Source organism: Loktanella salsilacus (genome assembly GCF_900114485.1).
Classification (GTDB): domain Bacteria; phylum Pseudomonadota; class Alphaproteobacteria; order Rhodobacterales; family Rhodobacteraceae; genus Loktanella; species Loktanella salsilacus.
Window position 1 is genome coordinate 69,359 of sequence record NZ_FOTF01000015.1, and the last position, 14,607, is coordinate 83,965.

Below are 14,607 nucleotides of genomic sequence, written 5' to 3' on the forward strand. Positions count from 1 at the left end.
TCTTTGCGGGCCTCTCACCGAAAACCGCCCCGCCCGCAGGTGTCAGTTCATCGGCGCATAGCGCCAGTTGTCCGCATCGGGCGTCACCTCTTCGGGATCATACCCCGCCGCTTGCAACCGCTGCGCAATCGGCAGCCCGGTCCCGGCCGCCGCATCAATCAGCGCCCGCCCCGCGGCTTCGTCTTGCGCCGCGCCATAGCCGCGCAGCAGCGATAGACCATAGTTAAATTGCCCGACCGGATCGCCAGCCTCGGCGGCCTTTCGATCCCATGCGGCGGCAGCGTCAGGGTCATAATCCCCGCCGAAACCGTTGTTATCCAGGTAACTCATCCAGGTCATCGCCCCAGTATAACCGTCATCCGCGCAGGCCCCAAAGGTCTGCCGCGCCGCGCCATGGCGGCCTGATTTCGTCATCAGATAGCCCGCCGCGCAGTTCGTCATTGTGGTGCGTCCGGCGGCGATATCCTCTAGCACCTTGTTCATCGTCAACTCTTCGGGGTTCGTCGTGCCAAAGTCTTCGGGCACGGCAGGGCCCGCAAACGCCAGCCCCGGCAGTATCGCAATCGCAAGTATGAACCGCATCGCTTATCCCTTCTTGGTCATCATCCCGCGCGCCGGATCATACCCGCGCAGCGCAGCCGTCATGAACACCGCCAGCGCCAAAACCGTCCATCCCAGCGCGGGCGCATTGAACTGGGCGTAAAGCGCAAAGCGCACCAGCTCTACCCCGTGGGTGAACGGGTTCACCGCACACAGCCTATACAGCAATTGCGACGATTCCGCCATTTTCCACAGCGGGTACAGCGCGCTGGACAGGAAAAACATCGGGAAGATGACGAAATTCATCACCCCCGCGAAATTCTCTAACTGTTTGATCAGGCTTGATAACGCCAGCCCCAAGGCCCCCAGCATCAGCGCGGTGATCGCCAGCGCAGGCAAGGCCGCGACATAGCCCCAAGGCTTTAACGTGATCCCGAACAGCGCCGCGATCCCCAAAAACGCATAGACCTGCAGGACCGACATCGCCGCCCCCGCGACCAGCTTGGCCGACAGGATAAACCAGCGGGGCAGGGGCGCGGTCAGCAGCAGGCGCATCGACCCCATCTCTCGGTCATAGACCAAGGACAGCGACGACTGCATGCCGTTGAACAGCAGGATCATCCCGCACAATCCCGGCACGATATAGGTCTCGTAACTGATATAGGTCGTGTAGGGCGGGATGATCGCCAGCCCCAGCGCCGCGCGAAAACCTGCGGCAAAGACCAGCAGCCAGATCAGGGGCCGCACTAGCGCCGCCACAAACCGCGCCCGCTGCTGGACAAAGCGCAGCGCCTCGCGCGCCATAATCGCACGCAGGGCGATCCACCAGATCACGCCGCGACCTGTGTCATGATCAAAAACACATCGCGCAGATCCGTATCTTGGGTCAAATCAGCACATGTTTCATCCGCTAAAATCCGCCCTTGATGCAGGATCAGCACTTGATCGCTTGGCCAGACTTCATCCGTAAGATGGGTTGCCCAGAACACCGTCAGCCCGCGATCCGCGCACAAGCGGTGCACATGATCCACAATCCCCGCCCGCGACGCGGCATCAAGCCCCACCGTCGGCTCGTCCAGCAGCAGCACCGCCGGATCATGCATCAAGGCGCGTGCGATCTCGAGCCTGCGGCGGTGCCCGCCGTTCAGATCGCGGGCGCGTTCCCGCGCACGCGTGCCCATATCCATCACCTCTAGCACCTCATCCACCCGCCGCGCCGCCTGCGCGCCGCCAAGCCCGTGCAGGGCAGCGAAATACAAAAGGTTGCGCCGCACGCTCAGGTCTAGGTCTAGCGTGCTTTGCTGAAACACCACGCCAATTCGCGCCATTGCCCCGCGGGCGTCTGTTTCCAGATCATGCCCTGCGATTTTAATCGTCCCATCCCGCGTGGTGAACAGCCGCGTCAGCAGCGAAAACAGGGTCGATTTCCCTGCGCCGTTCGGCCCCAGCAAGGCGCAAAACCGCCCCGGAGCCACGGTAAAGCTGACGTCCCGCAGCGCCTGCTTTTCGCCATAGGCGAAACTGACGCCGCTGACGTCCAGCCCGTTCAATCCGTCACCCGCAGCGCCGCGCCCCACGGAAAGCGGCCGACCGCAATCGTGGTCTCTGCCGCCTCGTCGGCCACGTCGATCACGGTCACATCGCTGCTGACGCCGTTGGTGGTGAACAGCTTGGTTTCATCCGCGTTAAAGGCCATGTGCCAGACCCGGCGGCCCGTCAGGATATAGCGTTCGACTTCGTAGGTATCCGCGTTGATAACCGCGACATGGTTTGCCGGGCCAAGCGCGACAAATGCGGTTTTCTCATCTTCCGTCAGCACAAAGCCCACAGGCTGGATCAGCTCTGGCAGCACGCCCGGGATTTCAAACCGGATTTTTGACAGCTCTGTCTGGTCCGCCGTGTTAAACACCGTCACCGTGCCGCCGATTTCTGCGCTGACCCACAACTCTTTGCCATCCTTGACGAAATTGGCATCGCGCGGCCGGCTGTCCACCAGCGTATTGGCATAGATCGTCTGCGTTTGCGTATCGATCCAATGCGCCATATTCGTGGTCTCTGACGTTGTGATCACAGTCTTGCCGTCGGGACTGACGGCCATGCCCTCCGGCTCGATCCCGACGCTGATCTGGGCGACGACTGTGCGGCTTTCGACGTCCACCACGGTCGTGATCGCATCATCCTCGTTGGCGATATACAGGTGCTTGCCATCGGGGTGCAGCACGAACTGCTCCGGGTCCTCGCCCGACGGCAGGTCGTGCAAAATCTCTCCAGTCTCGGGGTCAATGACTTGCACCGCATTGCTGGCTGACGCGCAGACGTACACGACCGAGTAATCATGCGCAAAGGTGATCCCGCGCGGCCGCTCTCCGACGTTGATCGTGCGGGTGACCTGCAACGTGTCGGCGTCAATGACGCTGATCGTGTCGTCACGCTCGTTCGTCACCCAAATCTCGTCCGCAGCGGCGGGGGTCGCGATCAAGGCCAGCAGGGCAAGCGTTCTCATTGTCATTCTCCGAAGGCAGTGCAGGTGGATTCCGGGCGGTCGCCGCCCAGCGTGTCAAGCTCTGTGACAGGGTGCAAAAACCCCTCTAGCGGGGCCGTCGCGACGACGGCGCGCGCATCGACCAGCGGGATTGGTTGGCGCAATTGCCCGTTCCACGCGCGGAATGACAAGGCGCGCCCCTTAAAGCCCGCCAGCGTGAATTCCGGCCCCAGCAGATAGCTGCGCAAAATCTTTGGATCATTGGACCCGGTGCGCGTCACCGCTTCACCGATCGCGCGCAGGGCGGCCCAGGCGCTGTAATCCACCGGACGCATGCCGCGTCCCGCAGCGTCCCGGAACCGGCTTTGCAACTGCTGCGCGCCCCATTGTTCAACGACCGGGGACCAAGCAACAGGCGTCAGCCCTTCGGACCCGCCAACTGGGCGCGGCTCCCATGTGTTGTAATTCAAATAGCGGCCAAAATCGTGGATTTCATCCGCGACCAGCAGCATGTCAAAATCGCCCAGCTTTTGAGTAAAGCTCGGCACCTCGTCCCCTGTGGTGCGCCGGATGTCGCCGGTAAAGCCCCAAGGCGCATCGCCCCGCAAGCGCAGACCGAACTTTTCCGCACTACCCCGCAGCGCATCGGCAAAGCCCAGATCAGCGGGCGCGGGCCCCGTGACCAGCGCCACATCGGTCCAGCGTTTTGTCACCAGAAACTGCGCCAAGGCATCGGCGCGCATCGCATAGCTGGGGGCCGTATGTAGCAGGTTCACGCGGCAATCCGTCCCGCGCAGCGAATCGTCAGCGGCGGCCGCGTTGAACACCAGCGCGCCGGGCAGGGCATCTGCGATGGCCAACACCGTCGCGGCGGGGGCCTGCACGACAACCAGCCCAGAAGCGCCCGCACTAGCGGCTAGCAAATCGGCCTGCGTCGCGGCAACCACCTCTGTCAGCCCATAAGTGTGGTTCAGAAATTGACCCGTCGTCGCATTATCCGCCAGCCCCAGCTGCGCGCCTGCGATGCCAAGGTCTGCCGGATCGGGGTCAATATCGGACAAGGTGGGCGGTTTGCGATCGTCCAGCCGCAGGTATGTCACGGCCACATCGACCTGCGCCGCAGCCACGCCAGCCCAGCACATAAGACCTGTAACCAGACACCATTTCAGCATGACGCACTCCCCCTGACCCGGACCCTAGCACCGGGTTTGCGCCGCGCGGCATACGACCAAGGTCGCCCTCCCCAAAGGCATGGCACAAAGGTCCAATACCGATCAGGCGATGCTTGGGTTTAAGTCAACCGTAACGCATCTGGGAGGAGAGACCGATGACACTTCGCACACCGCGCCACGCGCTGGCCGCCGCCTTTGCCGTCATGGCTGGCACCGCTTTTGCCGCAGGCCTACCGCTTGGCATCACAGAGGTTGATAACGCCGGTCTGCCCGACGTCGGCGAAGACTGGCTGGCGGAAAATCCGTACCGCGCCGCAGACCACGACGTCTGGACCCGCGCGATCGAAGTGGGCGAAAGCGCCTATACCCAGAACTGTGCGCGCTGCCACGGTCTTGGCGCGATCTCTGGCGGGCTTGCCCCCGATCTGCGCATGTTAGAGGCGTCGGATTACGACGACGAATGGTTCGCTGAACGCTTCCAGCACGGCATGACGCAGGACGGCATCACCAAGATGCCCGCCTTCGCTGATGTGCTCAGCCAGAAAACCGCTTGGGCGATCCGCACTTACGTCGAAACGCGGCCCGACGATCAGGCCGTCATGACGGAAAGCCCGGCGCTGAAAGAATTGCGCGACGAACTGGCGCTGTGGGCCAAGGGCGAAGGCACCCCGGACGAGCCTGCGATGAAGGCAAAGCTGGACGAAATCGCGGCCCGCATCCCGACCCTGTCCAGCGCACCCATCGCTGACAGCGTGGCGTACCGCGCATCCGAACAGCTGGACGGCACACCCGCATCCTACGCCGTCGCAGCGGAAACGCTGACCGTCGGTCTGTCGGTCCACAACTGATGACAGCGCGGTCCCCCTTTGCTTTGGCCGGCTTGACCTGTCTGGCGCTGGGCTGGACCGCGCCCGCTTTTGCCGCCTGCGAAGGCTACGTGCCAGAGGCGCGGCCGCAGAACGCCAGCCGCGACATTGTCGGTCAGGATCTGGACACCATTCTGGCGCGCGACCTGATCACCTTTGCCGCCTATGAAAACTTTCCGCCTTGGTCCTATCTGCAAGACGGTCAGCCCGTCGGCGTCGATATCGAAATCGGCCAGTTGATCGCAGACACACTTGGCGTCAAAGCCCGCTTTGACCTGCTGCCCGCAGGCGAGACGGTCGAGGCGGACCTGCGCAACTATATCTGGCAGGGCCCGCCCACGGGGGGCACCGTCAATAACGTGATGTTGCATGTGCCCTATGACGTGAACTTTGCCTGCCGCGTCGATCAGGTTGTCTTTACCGGGCAATATGCCAAGGAAAGCATCGCGATCGCCTACAATAAGGCGGATTATCCTGATGATCCGCCCGTGCCTGCCTATTTTCGCTATGACACCGTCGGCGTGGAAAATGACACCATTGCGGATTTCTACCTCGCCTCTATCGGCAACGGCATGCTGATCCCCAAGATCGCCCATTACCCCACCGTCGCCCTTGCCATGCAGGGGATGGCGGATGGCGAAGTTATGGCCGTCTCAGGCCCGCGCGCACAATTGCAAGCGGGGCTGACAGAGGCTGGGGATCTGCACCAGCCCCCCTTGCCGGGGCTGTCTGTGGGCACATGGACAATCGGCCTAGCCGTGCACACCCGCTACCGCTACCTTGGCTATGCGGTCGACGATGCGATCCGCGCCGCCCTGATTGATGGCCGTATCGCGGCAATCTTTGCCGCACACGGTCTGACCTTTGACGCGCCTTTGCGCTAATACCCGGAGCATACACCATGGAACTTAAAGACGAACGCGACATCGCCGCCCCGCCTCAGGCGGTCTGGGCCGCCCTGCTGGACGCCGACGTGCTGCGCCAATGCGTGCCCGGTTGCACCGAAATGGACGGCAATGCCGATGACGGCTTTACCGCGACCGTGGTGCAAAAGGTCGGCCCGGTGAAGGCCACCTTTAAGGGTGAAGTCACCCTATCCGACATGAAGCCGCCCTATAGCCTGACCATCGCAGGTGCAGGTAAAGGCGGCCCCGCTGGTTTCGCCTCTGGCGGGGCGGACGTCGTGTTGACGCCGTCCGAGACCGGTACGCTGCTGTCCTATGACGTGAACGCCAAGGTCGGCGGCAAGATCGCCCAGCTGGGCAGCCGCTTGATCGATAGCTTTGCGTCCAAAATGGCGGACCAGTTTTTCGATGACTTCAAAAAAGTGGTCGAAGGCGGCGGCGAAGATGCGCCCGCAGCCGACGCGCCAGCAGAAGAGAAAAAAGGTTGGGTGAAACGCCTGATCGGCAGTAAAGATTAAAGAAACGCGAAGGGGAGGAAAGCGAATGAAAGTATCAATGGAGGTGAACGGCCGCGCGGTGTCTGGCGACATCGAAGGCCGGACGTTGCTGGTGGATTTCCTGCGTGAAGGTCTGCACCTGACAGGCACCCACGTGGGCTGCGACACGTCCCAGTGCGGTGCCTGCACCGTGCATGTCGACGGCGCGCAGGTGAAGGCCTGCACGATTTTCGCAGCAGAGGCCGAGGGCGCGAAGATCACAACGATCGAGGGTGTTGCGGCACCAGACGGCACGTTGTCGACGGTGCAGCAGGCATTCCAAGACTATCACGGTTTGCAGTGCGGATTCTGCACCCCGGGTATGGTCATGGCCGCGACGAGCCTGTTGAAAGACAACCCCAAGCCCACCGAGGCCGAAATCCGGCATCACCTAGACGGCAACATCTGCCGCTGCACGGGCTACCACAACATCATCAAGGCGATCATGGCGGCAAGCGGGCAAGAGATGCCAGCGCTGGCGGCAGAGTAATTTTCGGGGGGAGGACCGGGGCTCTGCCCCGGACCCCGAGGTATTTTTGACCAGAAGAAGCAGGGGGAGAGGCGGCGACGCCCGGTCCTGCGGGGAGAGGAGCTTAAGATGCCCAAGGACAGTGGAATTGGCGCGAGCAGCAAGCGGCGCGAGGACGTGCGGTTTCTGACCGGCACGGGGAATTATACCGACGACATCAATATTTACGGCCAGCTGCATGTGCATTTCTTGCGTGCGGATGTGGCCCATGCGGTGCTGAACGGGGTTGATACCTCGGCAGCCGAAGGCATGCCGGGCGTGCAGCGCATCTTTACCGGCGCGGACTTTGAGGCGGTGGGGTCGATCCCCTGCGGTTGGCTGATCACGGACCGCCATGGCGATCCGATGCAAGAGCCGCGCCACCCGGTGCTGGCCCATGGCAAAATCCGCCATGTCGGCGAGCCGATTTGCGCAGTCGTCGCAGACACACTGGCGCAGGCACGCGATGCGGCCGAGGCCATCGTGCTGGATTACGATGCGCTGCCAGCCGTCATTGATATGAAGGACGCGATTGGCGCGGATGCGCCAAAGGTGCACGACGATCTGACCGGCAACCTGTGCTATGACTGGGGCTTTGTTGAGGAGAACCGTCAGGCCGTGGATGACGCGATTAAGGGCGCGGCGCATGTCACCACGCTAGAGCTGGTGAACAACCGCCTGATCGCCAACCCGATGGAGCCGCGGGTCGCAGTAGGCGAGTATAACCGCGCTGACGATTTCCACACGCTGCACACGACCTCGCAGAACCCGCATGTGATCCGTCTGTTGATGGGCGCATTCGTGCTGGGCATCCCAGAGCATAAGCTGCGGGTCGTGGCCCCTGACGTGGGCGGCGGCTTTGGCACCAAAATCTTCCACTATCAAGAAGAGGCCTTTGTCACCTTTGCTGCCAAGGCGCTGAACCGTCCGGTCAAGTGGACCAGCACCCGGTCGGAAGCCTTTATGTCCGATGCTCATGGCCGCGATCACGTGACCAAGATCGAGCTGGCGCTGGACGCGGAGAACAACTTTGTTGCTGTGCGCACCGAGACCTATGCCAATATGGGCGCTTATCTAAGCACCTTTGCGTCCTGCACGCCGACTTGGCTGCACGGCACGCTGATGGCGGGCAACTATAAAACGCCGCATATCTATGTGAACGTGAAGGCCGTGTTTACCAATACCGTGCCTGTCGACGCGTATCGCGGTGCGGGCCGGCCAGAAGCGACGTTCCAGCTGGAGCGGGTCATCGATATGGCCGCGCACGAGCTTGGCGTTGATCCGATTGCCCTGCGCCGTCAGAACTTTATCACCGAGTTCCCCTATGCCACGCCTGTGGCGGTGGAATATGACACCGGCGATTATCATGCCACGATGGACAAGCTGATCGACATTGCGGACTTTGCGGGCTTTGACGCGCGCCGCGCCGAAAGCGAAGCCAAAGGCAAGCTGCGCGGTCTGGGCGTGAACTGCTATATCGAGGCTTGCGGCATCGCGCCGTCGAACCTTGTGGGGCAGCTTGGCGCACGGGCGGGTCTGTATGACGCAGCCACGGTGCGGGTGAATGCGACGGGGTCCATTTCTGTGATGGTCGGCGCGCATAGCCACGGGCAGGGCCACGAGACGTCGTTCCCGCAGGTGATTTCCGAGATGATCGGCATCCCCGAGGATCAAATCGACATCGTGCATGGCGATACATCAAAGATCCCGTTTGGCATGGGGACCTATGGGTCGCGGTCCTTGGCGGTTTGCGGATCGGCGATGGTCCGCGCGGCTGAAAAGGTGATCAACAAGGCCAAGAAGATCGCGGCCCACCTGATGGAAGCCTCTGAGGGTGATATCGAGCTGAAGGACGGACGGTTCAGCGTCGCGGGCACGGATAAATCCGTGGCTTGGGGCGATGTAACCTTGGCCGCTTACGTGCCACACAACTATCCGCTGACGGATATCGAGCCAGGGCTAGAGGAGACGGCGTTTTACGATCCGGCGAACTTTACCTACCCGTCGGGCGCGTATTCCTGCGAGGTCGAGCTGGACCCCGAAACGGGCCATGTGAAGATCGAGCGTTTCTGCGCCGCGGATGACTTTGGCAATATCATCAACCCGATGATCGTGTCAGGCCAAGTCCACGGCGGCATCGCCCAAGGCATCGGCCAAGCCATGATGGAAGGCTGCGCCTATGACAGCGACGGCCAGCTGCTGAGCGCGTCCTATATGGACTATGCGATGCCGCGGGCAGGGGATGTGCCGTTCTATACGGTCGATCATTCCTGCCAGACGCCGTGCACGCATAATCCGCTAGGTGTGAAAGGCTGCGGCGAGGCAGGGGCGATTGGATCGCCGCCTAGCCTGGTCAACGCGGTGCTGGATGCCATTAACTCTGGTCCCGGCAAGAAGGTGGCGCATATCAACATGCCGCTGACGCCGAGCCGTGTTTGGGCTGCGATGCAGTAAGGATGAGAGGGTGTTCGGGGCGCTGCCCCGGACCCCGAGGTATTTTTAACCAGAAGAAGGGGGGACCCGGGTTTTGGTTCACAGGATAAGGATGAGACATCATGTATGCATTCGAGATTGAACGGCCGACGACGCTTGATGCGGCCAAGGCGGCGATTGCGGACGGCGGACAGGCATTGTCCGGCGGGCAGACGCTGATCCCGACGCTGAAGGCGCGGCTGGCGGACCCAGAGAAGCTGGTGAGCCTGCACAATATTCCAGAGTTGAAGGGGATCAGCACCGACGGCGATGGGCGGATCTGTATCAAGGGCGCGACGGTGCACCGGGCAGTGGCAGACGGCGCGTCCGGCTATCCGGCGCTGGCGTCGCTGGCAGCCCGTATTGGTGATCCGGCGGTGCGCACGCGCGGCACCATTGGCGGATCGCTTGCCAATAACGACCCTTCGGCGTGCTATCCGGCGGGTGTACTTGCCTCTGGTGCGGTGATCGTGACCGACCGGCGCGAGATTGCGGCGGATGACTATTTCCTAGGCATGTTCGACACCGCGCTGGACGAGGGCGAGATCATCATCGAGGTGAAGTTCCCGGTCCCGCAAGTGGCCTGCTATGAGAAGTTCATCCAGCCCGCGTCCCGCTTTCCGCTTGTTGCGGTCTTTGTCGCCAAGTTTGCAGACGGCGTACGGGTGGCGATCACGGGTGCGTCAGGCGAAGGCGTGTTCCGCTGGACCGCAGCGGAAGAGGCGCTGAGCGCGAACTTTACGCCAGAGGCGCTGGACGGCATCGCCATGGACTCCAGCCCGATGATTGCCGACTTGCATGGTGACAAGGCCTACCGCGCGCATTTGTGCAGCGTGATGGCAAAGCGGGCGGTGAAAAACGCGAAGTAAGCTTAGCGTTAGACGGTAAAAAGCCCCCGGTGCCCACCCGCACCGGGGGCTTTTTTATGCGCGGCTGAGGTTGCCGTCCATGTCGACCAAACGCGCCTCTGTGCCGGGCAACTGGGCGAGGGTTTGGGTAATCGCCGCGCGGTCCATCAGGCAGAACGCAGTCGATAGCGCGTCGGCCAGCGCGGCGCTGGGCGCGGTGACGCTGGCGGTGGACCACAGCGGCGGATGGCCTGCGGGGGACAGGATGTGGGGCGTATTCCCGGCCATGATTGCAGCGGGGCTGGATGTCGCGACGGCTTGGCCGGTCAGCGCCAGTTGCGCGATTTGGCCTGCTGCGGGATCGGCGATGCCGATGTGCCATGGGCCGCCCAAGGCGCGGTATTCGCCGATGTTGATCAGAGCGTGGGTGAAGCCTGCGGCGGCGAGTTCGGCCGTGATGATATCGGTGGCGAAGCCTTGGGCGATGCCGTTGAAGGTGAGCGCTTGATGAGGGGCAAGGGTGATACGGTCAGGCGAGAGCGTCACGCGGTCCCAGCCGATCAAGGCGCGGGCGGCGCGGGGATCAGTGCCTGTGGCCAAGGCGGTCCATAGGGGCTGTACGGTCGGATCAAAGCGGCGGCCGGTCAGCGCGTGGACCCGGCTGATGATCTGGCACAGGGCTGTGAAATCAGCGGGCGGCGCGGGCAGGATGCCCTGTGTGTTTAGCTGCGTCAGGGCGGACGGCGTGTAAAGGCTGAACAGCCCTTCGATCCGGGCCAAGGTCTGGCGCACCCCTGCAAGGGCGTCCTGCGACCCGCGTCCCGTCAGCGTGATCGACACATCGGCCCCAAGGGCGGTCCCTTGCCAGCTTGAGGCGCGCGCGCCGCGCGGTATCGCAAGGGCGGCAGCGGTCAGGGTCAGGAAACGGCGGCGCTTCATGCGGCTTTCCTTTTGCCGCGGGCCGCAAGGATCAGCGGCACGCATTGCGCGGGGTCGTCGTGGATCGTGACGCAGTCAAGGCATTGGAAGCATTCGTCGTATTGGATTTCGCCCGTCTGTTTGATCGCGCCGTATTTGCATTTCACCTTGCACAGTTGGCAGGGCGACCCGCAGTCCGCGCGGCGCGGAATCCAGCTGCGTGTGCGGATCATGCCGCCGATCGCCATGAACGCGCCCAGCGGGCAAACGTAGCGGCAAAAGCCCTTGAACGTCACCATGCCAAGGATCAGCCAGAAGGCGGCATAGAGGACGTAGTACCAATCGCGCACGAAAAACACGGTGATGGCGGTTTTGAACGGCTCGATTTCCGCCACCTTGTCGGTGCTGTCTGGCGCGATGAAAATGGTCGCGATCAGGCCAGCGAGCAGGACGTATTTGATCCATTTCAGGCGCTGATCCCATGCGCGCGATACCTCCCACTGGGGCAGGCGCAGCAGGCGGCCAAGGTGGTGGGCGAACTCTTGGAGTGCGCCAAAGGGGCAAAGCCAGCCGCAGAACAGGCCGCGGCCCCAGAGCACGAAACCAAGGATCGCGACGATCCAGACCAGCGTACCGAAGGGGTCGTAAGCGAGGAAGTTGAATGACCCGCCAAGGACGCCGGTGCGAATGACGCCAAGGACGGTGACGATGCTGAGCTGGCCTTGGCCCCACCAGCCGATAAAGCCCAGCACGAAGGCAAGGATGCCAAGGCGCACGGGGGTAAAGGCGGCCCATGCGGCAAAGCGTTTTTGACCGGGGCCAAGGATCAACAAAAGCCCAGCAAGGAAGACGCCGAGAACGATCAGATCGCTTTGGCGGTTGCGGATGGCCCCGGCAAAGGCGCTTTCGGGGACCTGTTCCACCGGGCGCAGATAAAAGCGGTCCGGGGTGACGTGGGTCGCGGCAAGGGTGGCTTGGCCGATCTGCGGCATGAACTGGCCGTGTTCGCGGATCGCTTGGACGTTCAGGGTCCATTCGCGGGTCGGATCAAAGCCAAGACGGCGGTCTGTGCGCAGGATGATCGCCGTGCCGGTCGGCGCTTGCGGCGACAGGGTGACGAACAGATCGGCGTCGCGCAGGGCGATGGGCAGACCGTCTTGCTCTGCCGACAGCCAGTCAGGGGATGTGTTGCGGATGAAATCGGGTGACACAAGGCCGTGGCGACCCGCGTCGATCAGTAGGATCGGCTCGTCCGTGGATGATATGCGCTGGAACGCCTGCAATTCGCGCAGGGTCTGCGGGCCAAGGGCGGCGGCGGCGATGGACGGCGCGCCGATGTCGACGATGTACAGATCAAGGTAGACGCCGTCCGGATCTGCCTGTGCAACTGGGTCGTCGCTGGCGAAAATCGTGCCGTCAAAGGCGGCGTTGACGTCGCTATTCAGAACGGTTTTGCGGGTCACAAGGCCTTGGGCCATCAAGGCGTCCCAGTCCAGATCCTCTGAATAGTCGGGGTTCGGATAGGCGGGCGGGGCGCTGGCGACACCTTGCATCTTTTCGCGGGCCACGGCGCGGGTGGCGGCCAGGATGCTTTCGTGGGCGATGCGGATGCTGGCCGTCGCCTTGGTCACGCCGTCCAGATAGACAAGGGCCGAGCCATCCCCCGCGCCGCCGTAGGGCGTGCCGACGACAAGGCTTTGGTTGATTGATAGCCCGCGATACTGTTCGAAGAATTTGCGCAAAGGGGCCTCGCCCAGACCAGAGACGAAGATCGGCTCGTTATGGGAAATCAGGCGCACGTCGATGAAGGTGCCGTTCAGGTCCAGCATGACGAAGATGTTGATGGGCGCGCCGGAAAAGCCGGGCAGGGGTGCCATCTCCTCTGTCTCGAACACGTAGCCGGCAAGGGCACCGCCAGAGTTCAGCAGCTCCCACACGCCTTTGTCGTTGATCGGCTCGCCGATGGAAAAGGGCGGTGTGACGAAGGGGGTCAGGTCTGCCTTGGTCAGTTGGGCATGGGCGGTTCGCGGGCTGGCCAGCAGGGCCAGACAGATCAGCAGACACGAGACTAAGAAACGATTGGCTCCACCCATGCGGGCAGATTAGGAACAAGTCACCTGCCGCGACATAGGACCAAAGTCGCGGCGACGGCAGGCGGCGTTGACCATGCGCGCAAGGGGCCGCAGGGTGGGGGCAAGAGGGGCGTTTATGCAATCAAAACTGACATCAAGCGCGATCACTCTGGCATCTTTGGCCGCGCTGATTGTGCTGTGGGCCGTGGCGGCGTGGTGGATTGAGACGCCGCGCACCTTTCCCGGGCCGGGGCAGGTTGGCGCGATCATGGTGCAAGAGGCGTTGAACGGCAAACTGGCCCATCATCTGGTCCCGACGCTGGTGCGCGTTGCGCTGGCGTTTGGCATTTCCATGGGGATCGGCGTGGCGCTGGGCGTGATGCTGGGGACGATGCCGCGGCTGAACCGCTGGCTTGATCCTTGGGTTGTCGTCGCGCTGAACATCCCGGCGCTGGTCGTGATCGTGATGTGCTATCTGTGGATCGGTTTGAACGAGACGGCTGCCATTGTGGCCGTCAGCTTTAACAAGACCGCAACGGTGATTGTCACGGTGCGCGAAGGCGCGCGGGCGCTGGACCGGCCGCTGCGGGATATGGCGCAGGTTTACAAACTGTCGCGGCTGGACCGCTTGCGTCATGTCGTGATCCCGCAGCTTGCCCCATACCTGTCATCGGCGGCGCGCAACGGTTTGGCGATCATCTGGAAGCTGGTGCTTGTGGTGGAATTTCTGGGCCGTCCCGACGGGATCGGCTTTCAGATTCACCTGTATTTTCAACTGTTCGAGGTGCCTTACGTCATGGCCTATGCCCTGTCGTTCATCGTCGTCATGCTGGGAATCGAATACGGCATCATGCAACGGCTCGAGGCGCGGGCGACGCGGTGGAGGCAGCCGGTCCAGACGCGCTATTTTACATAATATGTATTGCATGCGAAACAGTTGTACGCGCAAAGTTAGAATGTCTCACATCTGCAAAGTAGAAGTGTCACACTTCCCTCTTGATCAAGCAGGATTGGAGTGTGGCCGTGGGATTGATGATCATGAGCGAGCGCGAACTGAACCGCATTGAAGTACTGAGCCAAGTGACACGCGGCGTGATGACGGCCGTGACAGCAGCCAACGTGCTGGGATTGAGCCGGCGACAGGTCCATAGGTTGCTGAAGGATTTTCAGACTGGAGGTCCTGGTGCCATCCGGCACAAGGCGCGTGGTCGTCAATCCAACAATTGGATTGACCCAGCGGTGCGTGAGTTCGCCGTGACGTTGGTCAGGGAGAAGTATAGCGATTTTG

General features: G+C 62.4%; 15 protein-coding genes. 8 read left to right on the forward strand and 7 right to left on the reverse strand.

Going from position 1 to position 14,607, the window contains the following annotated elements; translation table 11 throughout:
- Nucleotides 1-42 precede the first annotated feature (42 nt).
- Genes BM131_RS13770 through BM131_RS13790 form a run of 5 tightly spaced genes read right to left on the reverse strand, consistent with a single transcriptional unit; the run spans nt 43 to nt 4,194 of the window.
- Nucleotides 43-582, reverse strand: coding sequence for an SEL1-like repeat protein (locus BM131_RS13770; RefSeq protein WP_090190400.1), 540 nt, complete (start codon nt 580-582; stop codon nt 43-45).
- Between the two features lie 3 nt (nt 583-585).
- Complete coding sequence (locus tag BM131_RS13775; protein WP_281245338.1) at nt 586-1,374, reverse strand: ABC transporter permease; 789 nt, start codon at nt 1,372-1,374, stop codon at nt 586-588.
- Nucleotides 1,371-2,090, reverse strand: a complete 720-nt coding sequence (locus BM131_RS13780; protein WP_090190435.1) for an ABC transporter ATP-binding protein — start codon at nt 2,088-2,090, stop codon at nt 1,371-1,373. Before BM131_RS13780 ends, BM131_RS13775 begins: the two co-directional genes overlap by 4 nt.
- A complete protein-coding gene (locus BM131_RS13785; protein ID WP_090190402.1) occupies nt 2,087-3,043 on the reverse strand; it encodes a YVTN family beta-propeller repeat protein in 957 nt (318 codons plus the stop codon). The genes BM131_RS13780 and BM131_RS13785 overlap by 4 nt, the downstream gene beginning before the upstream one ends.
- Before the next feature lie 2 nt (nt 3,044-3,045).
- The gene (locus BM131_RS13790; RefSeq protein WP_090190404.1) at nt 3,046-4,194 is read right to left on the reverse strand and encodes an ABC transporter substrate-binding protein; all 1,149 of its coding nucleotides are present in this window, start codon (nt 4,192-4,194) and stop codon (nt 3,046-3,048) included.
- A gap of 155 nt (nt 4,195-4,349) precedes the next feature.
- Here BM131_RS13790 and pedF point away from each other — a divergent pair, with 155 nt between their 5' ends.
- The 6 genes from pedF to BM131_RS13820 all read left to right on the forward strand — a co-directional run bounded on the left by pedF (nt 4,350) and on the right by BM131_RS13820 (nt 10,350).
- Complete coding sequence (pedF, locus tag BM131_RS13795) at nt 4,350-5,042, forward strand: cytochrome c-550 PedF (protein ID WP_090190405.1); 693 nt, start codon at nt 4,350-4,352, stop codon at nt 5,040-5,042.
- Complete coding sequence (locus tag BM131_RS13800) at nt 5,042-5,944, forward strand: substrate-binding periplasmic protein (protein ID WP_090190406.1); 903 nt, start codon at nt 5,042-5,044, stop codon at nt 5,942-5,944. Before pedF ends, BM131_RS13800 begins: the two co-directional genes overlap by 1 nt.
- Before the next feature lie 17 nt (nt 5,945-5,961).
- Nucleotides 5,962-6,483, forward strand: coding sequence for an SRPBCC family protein (locus BM131_RS13805; protein ID WP_090190408.1), 522 nt, complete (start codon nt 5,962-5,964; stop codon nt 6,481-6,483).
- 25 nt (nt 6,484-6,508) lie between these two features.
- A complete protein-coding gene (locus tag BM131_RS13810) occupies nt 6,509-6,991 on the forward strand; it encodes a (2Fe-2S)-binding protein (RefSeq protein WP_245754253.1) in 483 nt (160 codons plus the stop codon).
- Between the two features lie 108 nt (nt 6,992-7,099).
- Complete coding sequence (locus BM131_RS13815; RefSeq protein WP_090190411.1) at nt 7,100-9,463, forward strand: xanthine dehydrogenase family protein molybdopterin-binding subunit; 2,364 nt, start codon at nt 7,100-7,102, stop codon at nt 9,461-9,463.
- Nucleotides 9,464-9,564: 101 nt separating this feature from the next.
- Complete coding sequence (locus BM131_RS13820; protein ID WP_090190412.1) at nt 9,565-10,350, forward strand: FAD binding domain-containing protein; 786 nt, start codon at nt 9,565-9,567, stop codon at nt 10,348-10,350.
- A gap of 54 nt (nt 10,351-10,404) precedes the next feature.
- Here the strand turns inward: BM131_RS13820 and BM131_RS13825 are convergent, their stop codons facing one another.
- Together BM131_RS13825 and BM131_RS13830 are read right to left on the reverse strand one after the other, a co-directional pair.
- The gene (locus BM131_RS13825) at nt 10,405-11,268 is read right to left on the reverse strand and encodes an FAD:protein FMN transferase (RefSeq protein WP_175499344.1); all 864 of its coding nucleotides are present in this window, start codon (nt 11,266-11,268) and stop codon (nt 10,405-10,407) included.
- A complete protein-coding gene (locus BM131_RS13830) occupies nt 11,265-13,340 on the reverse strand; it encodes a 4Fe-4S binding protein (RefSeq protein WP_090190415.1) in 2,076 nt (691 codons plus the stop codon). The genes BM131_RS13825 and BM131_RS13830 overlap by 4 nt, the downstream gene beginning before the upstream one ends.
- Before the next feature lie 115 nt (nt 13,341-13,455).
- Between BM131_RS13830 and BM131_RS13835 the strand changes: the two genes are divergently transcribed.
- Nucleotides 13,456-14,235: an ABC transporter permease gene (locus BM131_RS13835; protein ID WP_090190417.1), complete on the forward strand. Its 780-nt coding sequence runs from the start codon at nt 13,456-13,458 to the stop codon at nt 14,233-14,235.
- Between the two features lie 122 nt (nt 14,236-14,357).
- Nucleotides 14,358-14,607, forward strand: a 250-nt coding sequence (locus BM131_RS13840; RefSeq protein WP_139222632.1) for a helix-turn-helix domain-containing protein, incomplete at its 3' end; no start/stop codon positions are given.

Coding starts and splice junctions, on each gene's coding strand:
- BM131_RS13770 (WP_090190400.1), bottom strand. CDS start 582: ATGCGGTTCATACTTGCGATTGCGATACTGCCGGGGCTGGCGTTTGCG.
- BM131_RS13785 (WP_090190402.1), bottom strand. CDS start 3,043: ATGAGAACGCTTGCCCTGCTGGCCTTGATCGCGACCCCCGCCGCTGCG.
- BM131_RS13790 (WP_090190404.1), bottom strand. CDS start 4,194: ATGCTGAAATGGTGTCTGGTTACAGGTCTTATGTGCTGGGCTGGCGTG.
- pedF (WP_090190405.1), top strand. CDS start 4,350: ATGACACTTCGCACACCGCGCCACGCGCTGGCCGCCGCCTTTGCCGTC.
- BM131_RS13800 (WP_090190406.1), top strand. CDS start 5,042: ATGACAGCGCGGTCCCCCTTTGCTTTGGCCGGCTTGACCTGTCTGGCG.
- BM131_RS13805 (WP_090190408.1), top strand. CDS start 5,962: ATGGAACTTAAAGACGAACGCGACATCGCCGCCCCGCCTCAGGCGGTC.
- BM131_RS13810 (WP_245754253.1), top strand. CDS start 6,509: ATGAAAGTATCAATGGAGGTGAACGGCCGCGCGGTGTCTGGCGACATC.
- BM131_RS13815 (WP_090190411.1), top strand. CDS start 7,100: ATGCCCAAGGACAGTGGAATTGGCGCGAGCAGCAAGCGGCGCGAGGAC.
- BM131_RS13820 (WP_090190412.1), top strand. CDS start 9,565: ATGTATGCATTCGAGATTGAACGGCCGACGACGCTTGATGCGGCCAAG.
- BM131_RS13825 (WP_175499344.1), bottom strand. CDS start 11,268: ATGAAGCGCCGCCGTTTCCTGACCCTGACCGCTGCCGCCCTTGCGATA.
- BM131_RS13830 (WP_090190415.1), bottom strand. CDS start 13,340: ATGGGTGGAGCCAATCGTTTCTTAGTCTCGTGTCTGCTGATCTGTCTG.
- BM131_RS13835 (WP_090190417.1), top strand. CDS start 13,456: ATGCAATCAAAACTGACATCAAGCGCGATCACTCTGGCATCTTTGGCC.